This window comes from Mycolicibacterium sarraceniae (assembly GCF_010731875.1).
In the GTDB taxonomy this organism is placed as follows: domain Bacteria; phylum Actinomycetota; class Actinomycetes; order Mycobacteriales; family Mycobacteriaceae; genus Mycobacterium; species Mycobacterium sarraceniae.
In genome coordinates this window covers 3,934,706-3,947,701 of sequence record NZ_AP022595.1, presented here as the reverse complement: position 1 = coordinate 3,947,701, position 12,996 = coordinate 3,934,706, and the positions used below count along the sequence as shown (strand labels likewise).

The following is a 12,996-nucleotide window of genomic DNA, read 5'->3' as shown; positions in this document are numbered from 1 at the left end:
CGCAAAATGCCGGGTCCACCGCATCCGCTTACAGCCCGGGCTGGTCCTCGATGATGCCGAGCCAGATCTGAGCCACGTCCATCGCGACCTTCTCGCTGATGAATGCATGCTGGGTGCCGGTGTAGATATCGCGGAAGCCGCGCTCCAGCCGGCTGCCCTCCCGGATCGAGGTGGTGCCCGCGGCCAGGTGCGCCCACTCGGCGGCTTGGCGGGAGACGTCAGTCGCATAGATAGCGGCCACCCGCATATCGGCGCGCAGGGCCGGGGTCAGATCATCCCCTCTGGCGACGGCTGCCTCGGCGGTGCCGAACGCGTCGAGCACCAGCAGTCGCGCCGCCCGCCATGCCGCCACGTGATGGGCCAGGTCCTTCTGGAAGGTCTGCCGGCTGGCGAGCGAGGCCATATCGCTCATCCGGAACTTGGTGGCCGCCAGCTCCTGGACATCGTCGAGCATGCTCTTGGCGATCCCCAGCGCCCAGGATGCGTGGCCGGCCGCGGTCACCGGCATCAACCCCATCCGGGTGGCCGGTGAGCTGCCGCGGTGCGGGACGCGGGAGAAGAGGCCGAAGGTGTGGCTTGCGGGAACGAACACGTCATTGACGCCATAGTCGTAGGAGCCGGTTCCCTTCAGCCCCTGGACGTGCCACCCGTCCTTGAAGTCGACATGGGCGCGCGGGATCACGGCCACCAGCATCTCGGGCATGCCGTCGGGGCCATCCTGGGCCCAGCGCATCTCCCCGTTGTCCATCGGGAAGAACCCCGCGCAGACGTACTCGGAATGGCCGGTGCCCGAACCGAAACTCCACGAGCCGGTCAGTCGGTAGCCGCCGTCGACCGCGGCACCCTGGCCGTTGGGGAAGAACTGTCCGCCCAGTGTCACTCGGTTGTCGTTGGCGGTGAACACCTCCGCGAAGCCCTCGTCGGGCAGGTAGGCCGCCGCGGCGAACGACGACGGTAGGTTCGCGATCCCGATCCACCCGAACGAGCCGTCCTGCCAGGCCATCTCGATCCAGGTTTCGATCATCTGCTGAAAGGACGGTTCCACGCCTCCCGCGACTACCGGGTTGAACGACTGCATCAGCCCGCTGGCCCACATCTCGGCCACGACCGCCGGGGCGAGGGTGCGCAGCTGCTCGGATTCACCGGCTTGTGCCACGACGAGGTCGCGCATTCCTTGCGCCAACTCGATGAGCTGGTCTCCCGATTGCAGTGTCGACGTCATGGTCATTTCCGATCTTTCGCGGCAGTGAACACGTCTGCGAAACTGTATAGCCCCGGCGCGCGCGGCGGTACGCGTTCCGCGACGACCCGATCCCTGTCATGGGCCAGGGCCATGACACCGGACCGGTCATCGGCTCGGCGCGCAGCGCGCCCGTTGATGCGCGATAGTTCACGGGAGCGACTCGTGGACCTCGCCTTGCCGAAATCCGGCGGTGCCAGACTTCGTGTCCTCGTAACGGATCGAGAAGCGGTCGTGGGAGCAGGAGAAGTCAATGACAGATGTCGTCAACAACGTGCCGGGTGAAGTCGTCGACCAGGGCGGTGTCCAGGCCGCTCCGCGGCAACACGAGCACAGTCGCACCGGGCTGTCGGCCGACGCGCTGCAGCGCGCGATCAGCGACCACCTGCGCTACTCGGTTGGCCGGCCGGCGGCCGCGCTGCGACCCGAGCACTACTACCGGGCGCTGGCACTGGCCGTGCGCGATCGCATGCAGGACAACCGGGTGGCATCCACCCAGGTCTCCCTCGATCTCGACAAGAAAGTCACCTGCTACCTGTCGGCCGAGTTCCTGATGGGGCCTCAGCTCGGTAACAACCTGCTGAACCTCGAGATCGAAGCCGCGGCGCGCACCGCGCTGGCCGCGCTCGGCCAGGATCTGGACGAGGTGCTCGCCTGCGAGCCGGAGCCTGGTCTCGGCAACGGCGGCCTCGGCCGGCTGGCCGCGTGCTACCTGGACTCGCTGGCGACTCTTGAGCGGCCGGCGATCGGTTACGGCATCCGCTACGAATTCGGCATCTTCAAACAGGAGTTCGCCGACGGTTGGCAGATCGAACACACCGACAACTGGCTCGCCAACGGAAATCCTTGGGAGATTGCCAAACCAGACGTCAACTACCTCGTCAACTGGGGTGGCCACACCGAGCACTACATCGACGACGCCGGCCACAGCCGCATTCGGTGGGTGCCCAAGCAGGTCATCAAGGGCGTCGCCTACGACACCCCGATCCAGGGCTACGGCGTGAAAACCTGCAACGTGCTGACCCTGTGGAGCGCCCGGGCCGTCGAGTCCTTCGCATTGGACGCGTTCAACACCGGTGACTACTACAAGGCCGTCGAGGAAGAAGTCACCTCCGAGACCGTCACCAAGGTGCTCTACCCCAACGACGAGCCCGAGGCCGGGAAGCGCCTACGCCTGCTACAGCAGTACTTCTTCGTATCGTGCTCGCTGCAGCACATCGTGCACATCATGGACGACCTGGCCGACGCGTCCTTGCATGAGCTGCCAGAGCGCTTCGCGATCCAGCTCAACGACACACATCCCTCCATCGGCGTCGCCGAGCTCATGCGCATCCTGGTCGACGAGCGCCGGATGGATTGGGACGAGGCGTGGGCGATCACGGTCCAGACCTTCGGCTACACCAACCACACTCTGCTACCCGAGGCACTGGAGAAGTGGCCCCTCGGCCTGTTCGGCGAATCGCTTCCGCGACACCTGGAGATCATCTACGAGATCAACAGCCGCTTCCTCGATGAGGTGCGCGCCCACTTCCCGGGCGACGTCGACCGGGTGCGGCGGATGTCGATCATCGGCGAGGGCGGGGGCCAGACCGTGCGGATGGCGCACCTGGCCACCGTCGGTAGCCACGCCATCAACGGTGTCGCGGCCCTGCATTCCGACCTGCTGAAGGCCAGCGTTCTCAAGGATTTCTACGAGCTTTGGCCCGAGCGGTTCTCCAACAAGACCAACGGTGTCACGCCGCGGCGTTTTCTCGCGCTGTCGAACCCGGGACTGCGCGAGCTTATCGATCGCACGATCGGCGACGGCTGGCTGACACATCTGGACCGGCTGCGCGGACTCGAGGTCTACGCCGACGATCCTTCGTTCCGTCAGCAGTGGCGGGATGTGAAGCGCGCCAACAAGGCTCGCTTGGCCGAGTATGTGCGCTCGGCGGTCGGCGTGGATCTTGACCCGACGTGGATGTTCGACATCCAGGTCAAGCGGATCCACGAGTACAAGCGCCAGCACCTGTCCGCGTTGCACATCATCCGGCAGTATCACCGCATCAAGCAAAACCCGGGCCTCGATATCGCGCCGCGGGCTTACGTTTTCGGCGGTAAGGCCGCACCCGGCTACTTCATGGCCAAGCGGATCATCAAGTTGATCAACGCGATTGGTGACACGATCAACCACGACCCGGAAGTCAACCGGTTCATGAAGGTGGCGTTCATCCCGAATTTCAATGTGCAGAACGCGCATCTGATCTACCCGGCGGCGAACCTTTCAGAGCAGATTTCGACCGCAGGCAAGGAAGCCTCAGGCACGGGCAACATGAAGTTCATGCTCAACGGCGCGGTGACGATTGGGACATTGGACGGCGCGAACGTGGAGATCCGCGAGGAGGCGGGCGCCGAGAACTTCTTCCTCTTCGGTCTCACCGAGGCCGAGGTCGAACAGGTCAAGCGCAGCGGCTACCGGCCCTCGGACTACATCGACGGTAATGGGGAGCTGCAGGCAGTACTCGGGCTGATCGCCAGCGGACAGTTCTCGCACGGCGACACCGAGGTGTTCAAGCCCCTGGTCGACAACCTCCGCTACGACGACCCGTTCCTCGTCTGCGCCGATTACGCGAGCTACGTCGAATGCCAGGATCGGGTGTCCGCCGCGTGGCAGGATCGCGATGCCTGGTCGCGGATGTCGGTACTGAACACCGCCCGCAGCGGGAAGTTCTCCTCGGACCGGGCGATAGCCGAATACTGCGACGAGATCTGGAATGTCGGCCCGACACCGGTGACCCGCTAGATTTCCACGACGCCGCGTGTGGCCGGGTGCTCGCTGTCGTCGGCGCGACGGTGTCGGCGATCCGCGCGGCGACATACTTCCCGGACAACCAGCGGCTGCTGCCGTTCGTCGTGCTCGGGCTGTGGCTGGTGGCCAGCCTGGTCGTGCTAATCGTCGCGTCGCGCACGCTGCATCGCTCGCCGGCAGAGAGAAGTCCTAGTCTGGGGAGATGATCCCAGCTGGCCGCATTACTTCGATCTGGCGCTATCCGGTCAAGTCGATGCTGGGCGAGCGCCTCGACCGGGCCGAGATCAGAGAACTGGGCCTGCACGCCGACCGCACCTGGGCGGTGCGTGACGTCGAACTCGACGCGACGACCAGCGCCAAACGCCTACCCGGCCTGCTCTGGCTGAACGCGCGCTACACGCAGGCCCCACCGCCGGATGCCGGACCGGGCCACGCACCGGAAGTCGTCATCACATTCCCTGACGGCACCGAGGTGTCGAGTTCTGATGCTGTTGTGCACCAAGCACTCTCGCGCTATCTAGACCACGAGGTGGAACTTCGGCCACTGCCGCCGATCGATCGTCGCGACGAGTACCGCACACCCAGGGCCACCAAGACCGACCTGCGCACGATCTTTGGTCTCGAAGACGGCGAACCGCTGCCAGACCTGTCGATGTTCCCGGTTCGCAAGCTCGCCCAGATCAGCCGCTACGCCACGCCCGTTGGCAGCTACGTCGATGCCTATCCCTTGCACATCGTCACCGAGCAGAGCCTGGCCGCCATGGCCGCGCTGGCTCCGGATTCCGATTTCGACGTCCGGCGATTCCGCCCGACGATGGTGGTGGACGCCCCAGGGGCATCGCCGCATCCGGAGTGGGACTGGTGCGGCGGGACGCTACATGCCCCGGATGCCGAACTGCAGCCGCTGATTCCCACCATCCGCTGCGTGATGCCGTCGCATGAGCAGCCCGAGCTCAAACAGGACCGGGAGATCACTCGCGCGATCGCCGCCCATTCGCGACGGTGCCTTGGTGCCTACGGCACTATCACCAGGGCCGGTCGGATCGCGGAAGGCGATGTGCTGCAATTAGATCCGCCGAACCGATCAACACTCGGCGCGACTGCCGGATCGGGCGCAGCGAAGGTGAAATGGGCCGTCATGCGGGCGGTGTCCGCGGCCATGCCAACCGGGAAAAGGAGCTGAGGATGCGTCATGCCATCGGTGTAGTGGGTGTGCTGGTCGCGCTCTTTGGATCGTTGTGGGCGTTGCAGGGGTTCGGTGTGGTTCAGGGCAGCCCGATGAGCAACACTACGACCTGGTCGGTCATCGGACCGATCACCGCACTGATCGGTGTCGGTCTGGCCGTCTGGGCCTGGCGCCCGCGGCGTTAGGCGCTCGGTCTAGAGAAGTTCTCGGGCGGCGCGCAGACGTCCGCGCCACCACGTGATTCGCTCGGCGTTGTCGAGCGAGAATTCCGCGATACGTGCGGTATCGGGTGCTGGTGCCATCGGGGCCACCGGCAGGTAACCCTCGACCGGAATCAGCGCGCGGCCGTCCGAGACGATGTCGCCGGCCAACGCTGTGGCGGTGCCCAGCCCGCAGGCGAACGGCACCTCGGGCAGCGCACCGGCCAGCGCCAGTCCCCCGGCCAGCCCGATGCTGGTTTCCGACGACCCGGACGCCGCCGAGACCACGCACGGCAGATCGCTGCGTTCGGCGAACCGCAGCGCCCGGCGCACACCGCCGAGCGCGCCGACGGTCAGGATCGCGAGGTCGGCGACCTCCGACAACGCCGGTCCGCCAGCGCTGAGAGTCGACGCGTCGACTGCCAGCCGCACCTCAACGCGGCGGTGTACCGCAGCCAATTCCGCCGCCGTCGCGCACGGCTGTTGCACGAATTCCAGGCCACCGGCAGCCCGGTCGAGCACCGGAATCAGCTGGGCAGCGGTGTCGACATCCCAGGCGTGTTCGACCACGCAGCGGATCGATCCATCCGGTCCCAGCGCTGTGCGCACCGCCTCGAGTCGGGAGGCGTCTTCGGGCTGTCCGGTGACTCGCACATCCGCCGCGCGGCACCCGCTGCCCGCAACGATGGCACCAGCATCCTGCGGATTCACCGCGGGCACCGGCACCGCCACCGCGACCCGGCCGCGGACCGCATCTGGCCAGCCGACCGTGCCGCCCTCGATGGCCGACGTCAGCCAGCGTGCCGCCGTCAGGTCATCGCTGCCGCGGGGTGGGCAGAATTCACCCCACCCCTGTGGTCCCTCGATCAGCATCCCCTCGGCGGCGGTGAAGCCGCGGTAGGAGTCGCGAGCCGGGATGGCGAAAACCGGTGCCCCGTCGAAATCGATCAGTGCTTGCACCGGACTAGGACAGGGATCCCGCCGGCGACCAGTAGGCCAGCATCTCGGCGAAGGTCTCGAAGGCTGGCCGGGACATGCCGTAGGTGGCCTCGAAGTGGATGCTCAAGGGGAAACCGAGCTCGGCGACGCCGTCGATCACCCGCTTGTACAGGTCGACCAACAGCCGTCGCTTGACGGCAGGGCCGCTGTCGGCGAGTGTGCGCACGAAATCCTGCTCGGGGCCGACGGCGGCATTGCCAGGATCCTGGATCAGCCAGTTGATCAGCCCGACCCGGCCCTCGACCTTCGGGACGAAGCCGAACGACAGCAGGATCTCCGGGCGGAAGTCCGTGGTGGCGGCGAAATCGGTCAGGAAGCCGACGATGGCATCGGAGTAGAGCAGCTGGGTCATGCCGTAGGTGGCGCCCTGGCCGCACTTGAAGCCGAACCGGCCGGCTTCGCCGTCCCTGGTCGGGATCAGGATCGCCCCGCGGTTGGGCACCAGATCGCGGTAAATCGTCAGCGCATCAGTCGGCGCGACGCCGGCACCCTCACCGTCGTTCATGGTGCGCGGGACACCGACGAAGACGATGCCTTCCATGCCCGCATCGAGCAGTTCGGTCAGCCGATCGCCCAGCGTCTGTTCGTTCATGAACGCGGTCACCTGGGTGCACAGGCCGCGGACGCCAGGCAGTTCCGGGGAAATACGCGACCAGTAGTCGAGCACGTCGAGTTTGGGTTTCATCTCGACGGGACGGTCGTCGTCCTCTTCGATCATGCCTGGGATCATCACGTGGCCGATCCGGCCGGCGAGGCCGGTCTCGCCGGAGAACTGCACGACCTTGCGCGCCTCCTCCAGAACTTCGTCCGCGCTGCGATCGGTGTTGGGCGGGACGAGTTCGAGCGCGACGGTGTTGAGGGGCACGAAACTGCTCCTGACGAGACGACTGGGTCCACGGGGTAAGACCCCGGATGGCCGCCGGACGCGATCCGCCGATCACCATACAGAAAGCCCGGTCGGGGCCTCGCGTCGCGCCGAGGGCACGTTGCGCAAAGCGCGTTGCGCAAGCCCGTGAGAGGGTAACTTTCCAGGTGGTAGCGCCCGTTAGGGTGCCTCCATGGTCGAGGGGTCAGCGATGAAGCGTCGGAGTCGAACCCGAGTGGCCTGTGCGGTGGTATCGGTGGCCGTAGGCATCATCCTGGTTGCGGCCTGCGGGGCAGGCGGCAACCAACCGGCTGCCCCGTCGAATCCCTCGGTATCGCCGACGAGCAAGGCCACCCTGCCTGGCCCGAACAACTTCAGCCCGTCCCCGATTGCGCCGCTGAACCCCACTGCCAGCCCGGGCAGCCAGGTCGCGCCGCGCCCGTGACCATGGTGTATGAAACCGATTGAGATCAACTCTTGACCGATTCCAGAAAAGGGACGACGATCGCATCGTGACGTCAACGTCGGATATTGCCGACCAGCTGCGGACAGCGCAGCTGCGGGTCACCCGCCCCCGCGTTGCGGTGCTCGAGGCCGTGCATTCCCATCCGCACGCCGACACCGAGACCATCTTCGGAGCTGTTCGCACCGGCCTGCCCGAGGTATCGCGCCAGGCGGTCTACGACGTTCTGCACGCTCTGACGGCCGCCGGGTTGGTGCGGCGCATCCAGCCGTCCGGCTCGGTCGCCCGCTACGAAGCGCGCGTCGGCGACAACCACCACCATGTCGTCTGCCGGTCGTGCGGCGTCATCGGCGATGTCGACTGTGCCGTCGGTGATGCACCCTGCTTGACGCCATCCGATCACCACGGATTCGTCCTGGATGAAGCCGAGGTCGTCTATTGGGGCCTGTGCCCCGACTGCTGCACCCGGCAGATTTCGCGAGCACAACCGTGATCGCAGCCCAATTCACCACCCCCGAAAGGAAATACAGTGCCTGAGGAAACCAGCCCCCCCATCGGAGCGGCTCAGACCGAGCCCGCCGAAAGCGGCTGCCCGATGCGCATCAAGCCGCCCGTCGAGGGTGGCAGCAACCGCGACTGGTGGCCCAACGCGGTGAATCTCAAGATCCTGCAGAAGAATCCGCCCGCCATCGACCCGACGGACGAAGGCTACGACTACCGCGAGGCCGTCAAGACGCTCGACTTCGAGGCCTTCGAGCGCGATTTCGATGCCCTGCTGACGGATTCGCAGGCCTGGTGGCCCGCCGACTTCGGACACTACGGCCCGCTCTTCGTCCGGATGTCTTGGCACGCCGCCGGTACCTACCGGGTGGAGGACGGCCGTGGAGGCGGCGGGCGAGGGATGCAACGCTTCGCGCCGCTGAACAGCTGGCCCGATAACGTCAGCCTGGACAAGGCCCGCCGCCTGCTGTGGCCGCTCAAGAAGAAGTACGGCAGCAAGATCTCCTGGTCCGACCTGATCGTCTACGCCGGAAACCGGGCCCAAGAGCACATGGGGTTCACGACCGCCGGTTTCGCTTTCGGTCGCCCCGACTTCTGGGAGCCCGAGGAGGACATCTACTGGGGCGCCGAGCACGAGTGGCTGGGTTCGCAGGACCGCTACTCCGGCAGTGACAGGACCAAGCTGGAGAACCCGCTGGCCGCCAGTCACATGGGTCTGATCTACGTCAACCCCGAAGGCCCCGAAGGCAATCCGGATCCGGTTGCAGCGGCTGTCGACATCCGCGAGACGTTCGGCCGGATGGCGATGAACGATATCGAGACCGCGGCCCTGATCGTCGGTGGCCACACCTTCGGCAAGACCCACGGTGCCACCGATATCGAGAACGGCGTGGAACCCGAAGCGGCCCCGCTCGAGCAGCTGGGCCTGGGCTGGAGCAACCCCGGCGTCGGCAATGAGGCCGTCAGTAGCGGTCTGGAGGTGACCTGGACCCATACCCCCACCAAGTGGGACAACTCATTCCTGGAAATCCTTTACGGCAACGAGTGGGAGCTCACCAGGAGCCCCCAGGGTGCCAACCAGTGGAAGCCCAAGGATGGCGGCTGGGCCAACTCGGTGCCCATGGCGCAGGGCAGCGGTAAGACCCACCCGTCGATGCTGACCACTGATCTGTCGATGCGGATGGATCCGGTCTACGGCGAGATCACCCGCCGGTGGCTGGATCATCCCGAGGAGCTCGCCGAGGAGTACGCCAAGGCGTGGTTCAAGCTGCTGCACCGCGATCTGGGTCCGGTGGTTCGTTACCTCGGACCGCTGGTGCCCAAGCAGACCTGGCTGTGGCAGGACATCATTCCCGCCGGCAAGAGCCTGTCGGCCGATCAGGTCGCCACGCTCAAGTCCGCGATCGCAGACTCGGGTTTGACTGTGCCGCAGCTGGTTTCGACGGCATGGAAGGCTGCCTCGTGCTACCGCAGCAGCGATATGCGAGGCGGCGCCAACGGTGGCCGGATCCGGCTGCAGCCACAGCTCGGCTGGGAGGCTAACGAGCCCGACGAACTGGCTCAGGTGATCAGCAAGCTGGAGCAGATCCAGGCCTCGGCGGGTGTCGACGTGTCCTTCGCCGACCTGGTGGTGCTGGCCGGCAACGTTGGTGTCGAAAAGGCCGCCAAGGCAGCCGGTTTCGACATCGAGGTGCCGTTCACCCCAGGTCGCGGTGACGCCACCCAGGAGCAGACCGACGTCGACTCGTTCTCCTACCTGGAGCCGAGGGCCGATGGGTTCCGCAACTACGCGGGCAAGGGGCTGTCCCTGCCAGCCGAGTACCACATCATCGACAAGGCCAATCTGCTGAATGTGTCGGCTCCGGAGATGACGGTGCTGGTCGGCGGCCTGCGGGTGCTTGGCGCCAACTTCGGTGGCACCAAGCTTGGTGTGCTGACCGACAAGCCGGGCGTATTGACGACCGACTTCTTTGTCAACCTGCTCGATATGAGCACCAAGTGGGCGCCGTCGTCGGCCGACGACGGAACCTACGTCGGCACGGACCGCACCAGCGGTGCCGACAAGTACACCGCCAGCCGCGTGGACCTGCTCTTCGGGTCCAACTCGCAGCTGCGGGCATTGGCCGAGGTTTACGCCGAGGACGGCGCCAAAGAGAAGTTCGTGAAGGACTTCGTCGCGGCCTGGGTCAAGGTGATGGACGCCGACCGGTTCGACGTGGCCTGAACTCAGCAGTAAGCGAAACCCCGCGGGCACTGCCCGCGGGGTTTCGTCGCTCTAGCGGCAGCCGCCAGCGCTGACCCAGCGGCCGTTGTATCCCACGCACCCGGTGACCGGCGGCGGGGGTGGCGGAGGCGGCGGCGGATAGTCCTCGGGCAGCGGCGCGTAGTACGACGGCGGCGGCACATAGGGGGCCATCACGTCGGACAAGTCCGCGCAGCCACTGACGGAGATCCGCCGGCCGGCGCTTGCGCAGACATCGGCGTGGGCCTGTCCGCTCGGCTGAATTGTCACGATTGCCGCGGGCACTCCGCTCAGGGTCAGCGCCGCCGCCCCGGCGATCCCCCAGGCTCGTACCGGATGTCGTTTCATCGGCTTCACTCCCCTGTCGTGGTGTAGCGGACTCTACCGACGTCGGCTATGGGACAGCTGTGCTTCAGGACCGATGCCGGCGGGCGCGTCGCAGCCGCAGCACCGCCGCGGTCGCGACCAGCACCACCAGCGCGACGACCCAGGGCCACGCGCCGGTGCGATAGACCCAGCCGGCGACTGTCCCCTGCAGCCGGCCGGCCGCGGCGATGATCGGGTCGGCGGGGTTGCCGCCGGTGCTGAAAAGGCGAATCTCGTAAAGACCGTAGTAGCTGACGTAGAGACCGACGGCGATCAGCACCAGACCGCTGATCCGGCTGACATAGGGCAGCAGCCGTCGCAGCCGATCGACCAGTGCGGTATTGGTCAAGGCGATGCCGACCGCGAGTACGCCGACCACCAATGCCAGGCCGGCGGCGTAGGCCGCGTACACGAGCACGCTACCGGCGACCGAACCGCTGCGCAGGGTGCTCCCGGTGACCGCGAGAAACGGCCCGATGGTGCACGACAGGGATGCGATGGCGTAGCCCACTCCGTAGCCGAACATCGAACCGAGCCGCGCGGTCGGCGCCCATCGCCACTTCGATCCGACCGGGGTCCAGGTCAGTTCGCGCCCCGCCAATAGCCAAATGCCAAGGGCGACAAGGCTGATGCCGACGACAACGGTCGCATACGGAAGATAGCGCTGCACAGCGCTGGCGACCGGGACCGTGAGCAGGCCGAACAGGCCGAACACCGCGAGGAAGCCCAGTGCCATCGCGGCGGTGGCGGCCAGCGCCCGGCCCACCGCCGCGGTGCGGCTCGGGTCGGCTCCCTCACCGCGGACGACGAGCGTGAGGTAGGCCGGCAGCATGGCGAACCCGCACGGGTTGAGGGCCGCGACCATGCCCGCGGCCAGTGCCAGCCCGGTCAGGTTTGCATCCACGGATACCTCAGGAGACCAGGGCGTGCACCCGGTCGCTGAGCTCCTGTTCCGACATCGCCGAGGTCGGGTTGTTGATGAACGTCGAGGTCCCGTCGGGGCGGAAGAACACATACGCAGGCTGCCAGGGCACGTTGAACCGCGCCCAGATCGATCCGTCCGCATCGTTAAGGTTGGTGAAGTTCAGGTTGTACTTCGACACGAAGCTCTCCATCTGCCCGACGTCGGAGCGCGCGGCGACCCCGACGAAAGTGACCTTGGGGTTGGCTGCGGCGACCTGGCTGACGTTCGGGGCTTCCTGGTTGCAGAACGGGCACCACGGGGTCCAGAACCACAGCACCGCCGGTTTGCCCTGCAGGCTGGCGCCGTTGAACGGCGCTCCGCTCAGGGTGGTGCCGGTGAATCCCAGCTGGTCTTCGGCGATGGCCGCAGGTGCCGTCGCGACGGTGATGCACAGCGTCGCCAGCAGCACGGACAGCGTTCGGATCAAGAGTTTCATGGCGTGGCCTCCTGGCCGTCGGGGCGGACTGTTCTCGTTGTCTCGATTACCCGAGGCTGGCCGGTTCAACCGCTCACATTGACAGATTACGTGACATTATGGAACATAAATGGCGTGACAGCCCCTGACCGCGGCATTCCGTCGGTGAGCCTAGACCCGGTGCGCGGTCGTCCCCGAGATCCGCGCACCGACGAAGCGATTATGGCGGCCACGCGTCAGCTTCTCACTGATGTCGGCTATGACCAGGTGTCCATGGACTCGATCGCTCGCGTTGCCGGGGTGAGCCGTCCGACCATTTACCGGCGCTGGCCGTCCAAGGCGCATGTGGTCTTCGATGCCGCATTCGGTGCCGTCGGCGACGGCGGCGCCGCGTTGCCGCACTCGGGCGACTTCGAGACCGATCTGCGCGAGTTCATTCGCGGTGCGGTGGGCTTCTGGCGCGAGCCGGTGGTCGAAGCGGCGACCCTGGGCATCCTCGCCGAGCGCCGCCGCGACTCCGACTTGCAGATTCGCACACAGCAATTACTCGACGACAGGATTCGTGGCGAGCTAGCCGACTTGGTCCGTGCCGGTGCCGACCAAGGAGTGGTGCGCGCCGATATCGACACCGACGCGCTGTTCACCGTGCTGGTCGGTACCACCCTCTACGGCGCGCTGATCGACGGGCGCGACGGCACCGACCAACTGGTCGACGAACTCTGCTCCCTGGTCATGCGGGGCGCGCAGGCACGAGAGAAGGAATGACG

The 12,996-nt window shown here is 66.4% G+C and carries 14 protein-coding genes; 8 read left to right on the top strand and 6 right to left on the bottom strand.

Translation table 11 applies throughout. The features are described 5' to 3' along the window. Positions 1–28: 28 nt before the first annotated feature. Positions 29–1,222 (bottom strand): acyl-CoA dehydrogenase family protein, encoded by a 1,194-nt coding sequence (locus tag G6N13_RS19775; protein ID WP_163702341.1) that lies wholly within the window; start codon positions 1,220–1,222, stop codon positions 29–31. Between the two features lie 271 nt (positions 1,223–1,493). Between G6N13_RS19775 and G6N13_RS19770 the strand changes: the two genes are divergently transcribed. Genes G6N13_RS19770 through G6N13_RS19755 form a run of 4 tightly spaced genes read left to right on the top strand, consistent with a single transcriptional unit; the run spans position 1,494 to position 5,399 of the window. Next, positions 1,494–4,022, top strand: a complete 2,529-nt coding sequence (locus tag G6N13_RS19770; RefSeq protein ID WP_163699703.1) for a glycogen/starch/alpha-glucan phosphorylase — start codon at positions 1,494–1,496, stop codon at positions 4,020–4,022. Positions 4,023–4,048: 26 nt separating this feature from the next. Then, on the top strand, positions 4,049–4,234 hold the full coding sequence (locus G6N13_RS19765; protein ID WP_163694297.1) for a hypothetical protein: 186 nt from the start codon (positions 4,049–4,051) through the stop codon (positions 4,232–4,234). Then, positions 4,231–5,211, top strand: a complete 981-nt coding sequence (locus G6N13_RS19760) for an MOSC domain-containing protein (protein ID WP_163699701.1) — start codon at positions 4,231–4,233, stop codon at positions 5,209–5,211. Before G6N13_RS19765 ends, G6N13_RS19760 begins: the two co-directional genes overlap by 4 nt. A 2-nt stretch (positions 5,212–5,213) precedes the next feature. Beyond that, positions 5,214–5,399, top strand: coding sequence for a hypothetical protein (locus G6N13_RS19755; protein ID WP_163699699.1), 186 nt, complete (start codon positions 5,214–5,216; stop codon positions 5,397–5,399). Positions 5,400–5,408: 9 nt separating this feature from the next. Here the strand turns inward: G6N13_RS19755 and G6N13_RS19750 are convergent, their stop codons facing one another. Together G6N13_RS19750 and G6N13_RS19745 are read right to left on the bottom strand one after the other, a co-directional pair. After that, a complete protein-coding gene (locus G6N13_RS19750) occupies positions 5,409–6,374 on the bottom strand; it encodes an enolase C-terminal domain-like protein (RefSeq protein WP_163699697.1) in 966 nt (321 codons plus the stop codon). A gap of 4 nt (positions 6,375–6,378) precedes the next feature. Further along, complete coding sequence (locus tag G6N13_RS19745; RefSeq protein WP_163699695.1) at positions 6,379–7,278, bottom strand: mycobacterial-type methylenetetrahydrofolate reductase; 900 nt, start codon at positions 7,276–7,278, stop codon at positions 6,379–6,381. A gap of 256 nt (positions 7,279–7,534) precedes the next feature. Here G6N13_RS19745 and G6N13_RS19740 point away from each other — a divergent pair, with 256 nt between their 5' ends. The 3 genes from G6N13_RS19740 to katG all read left to right on the top strand — a co-directional run bounded on the left by G6N13_RS19740 (position 7,535) and on the right by katG (position 10,466). After that, positions 7,535–7,723, top strand: coding sequence for a hypothetical protein (locus G6N13_RS19740; protein WP_163699692.1), 189 nt, complete (start codon positions 7,535–7,537; stop codon positions 7,721–7,723). A 67-nt stretch (positions 7,724–7,790) separates the two neighbouring features. Further along, complete coding sequence (locus tag G6N13_RS19735) at positions 7,791–8,234, top strand: Fur family transcriptional regulator (protein WP_163699691.1); 444 nt, start codon at positions 7,791–7,793, stop codon at positions 8,232–8,234. Between the two features lie 102 nt (positions 8,235–8,336). Then, complete coding sequence (gene katG, locus G6N13_RS19730; RefSeq protein WP_163702339.1) at positions 8,337–10,466, top strand: catalase/peroxidase HPI; 2,130 nt, start codon at positions 8,337–8,339, stop codon at positions 10,464–10,466. 51 nt (positions 10,467–10,517) lie between these two features. On the opposite strand, the gene G6N13_RS19725 is transcribed toward katG, so the two are convergent. The 3 genes from G6N13_RS19725 to G6N13_RS19715 all read right to left on the bottom strand — a co-directional run bounded on the left by G6N13_RS19725 (position 10,518) and on the right by G6N13_RS19715 (position 12,250). Beyond that, positions 10,518–10,832, bottom strand: a complete 315-nt coding sequence (locus G6N13_RS19725; RefSeq protein ID WP_163699689.1) for a hypothetical protein — start codon at positions 10,830–10,832, stop codon at positions 10,518–10,520. A gap of 64 nt (positions 10,833–10,896) precedes the next feature. Next, positions 10,897–11,754, bottom strand: coding sequence for a cytochrome c biogenesis CcdA family protein (locus G6N13_RS19720; protein ID WP_163699687.1), 858 nt, complete (start codon positions 11,752–11,754; stop codon positions 10,897–10,899). A 7-nt stretch (positions 11,755–11,761) separates the two neighbouring features. Then, a complete protein-coding gene (locus tag G6N13_RS19715; RefSeq protein WP_163699685.1) occupies positions 11,762–12,250 on the bottom strand; it encodes a protein disulfide oxidoreductase in 489 nt (162 codons plus the stop codon). A gap of 114 nt (positions 12,251–12,364) precedes the next feature. On the opposite strand from G6N13_RS19715, the gene G6N13_RS19710 reads away from it, so the two are divergent. After that, positions 12,365–12,994, top strand: a complete 630-nt coding sequence (locus tag G6N13_RS19710) for a TetR/AcrR family transcriptional regulator (protein WP_235677827.1) — start codon at positions 12,365–12,367, stop codon at positions 12,992–12,994. Positions 12,995–12,996: the final 2 nt, after the last annotated feature.

Excerpts from the sequence above, each read along its gene's own strand:
- G6N13_RS19775 (WP_163702341.1), bottom strand. The coding sequence starts at position 1,222 with ATGACGTCGACACTGCAATCGGGAGACCAGCTCATCGAGTTGGCGCAA.
- G6N13_RS19770 (WP_163699703.1), top strand. The coding sequence starts at position 1,494 with ATGACAGATGTCGTCAACAACGTGCCGGGTGAAGTCGTCGACCAGGGC.
- G6N13_RS19760 (WP_163699701.1), top strand. The coding sequence starts at position 4,231 with ATGATCCCAGCTGGCCGCATTACTTCGATCTGGCGCTATCCGGTCAAG.
- G6N13_RS19755 (WP_163699699.1), top strand. The coding sequence starts at position 5,214 with ATGCGTCATGCCATCGGTGTAGTGGGTGTGCTGGTCGCGCTCTTTGGA.
- katG (WP_163702339.1), top strand. The coding sequence starts at position 8,337 with ATGCGCATCAAGCCGCCCGTCGAGGGTGGCAGCAACCGCGACTGGTGG.
- G6N13_RS19725 (WP_163699689.1), bottom strand. The coding sequence starts at position 10,832 with ATGAAACGACATCCGGTACGAGCCTGGGGGATCGCCGGGGCGGCGGCG.
- G6N13_RS19715 (WP_163699685.1), bottom strand. The coding sequence starts at position 12,250 with ATGAAACTCTTGATCCGAACGCTGTCCGTGCTGCTGGCGACGCTGTGC.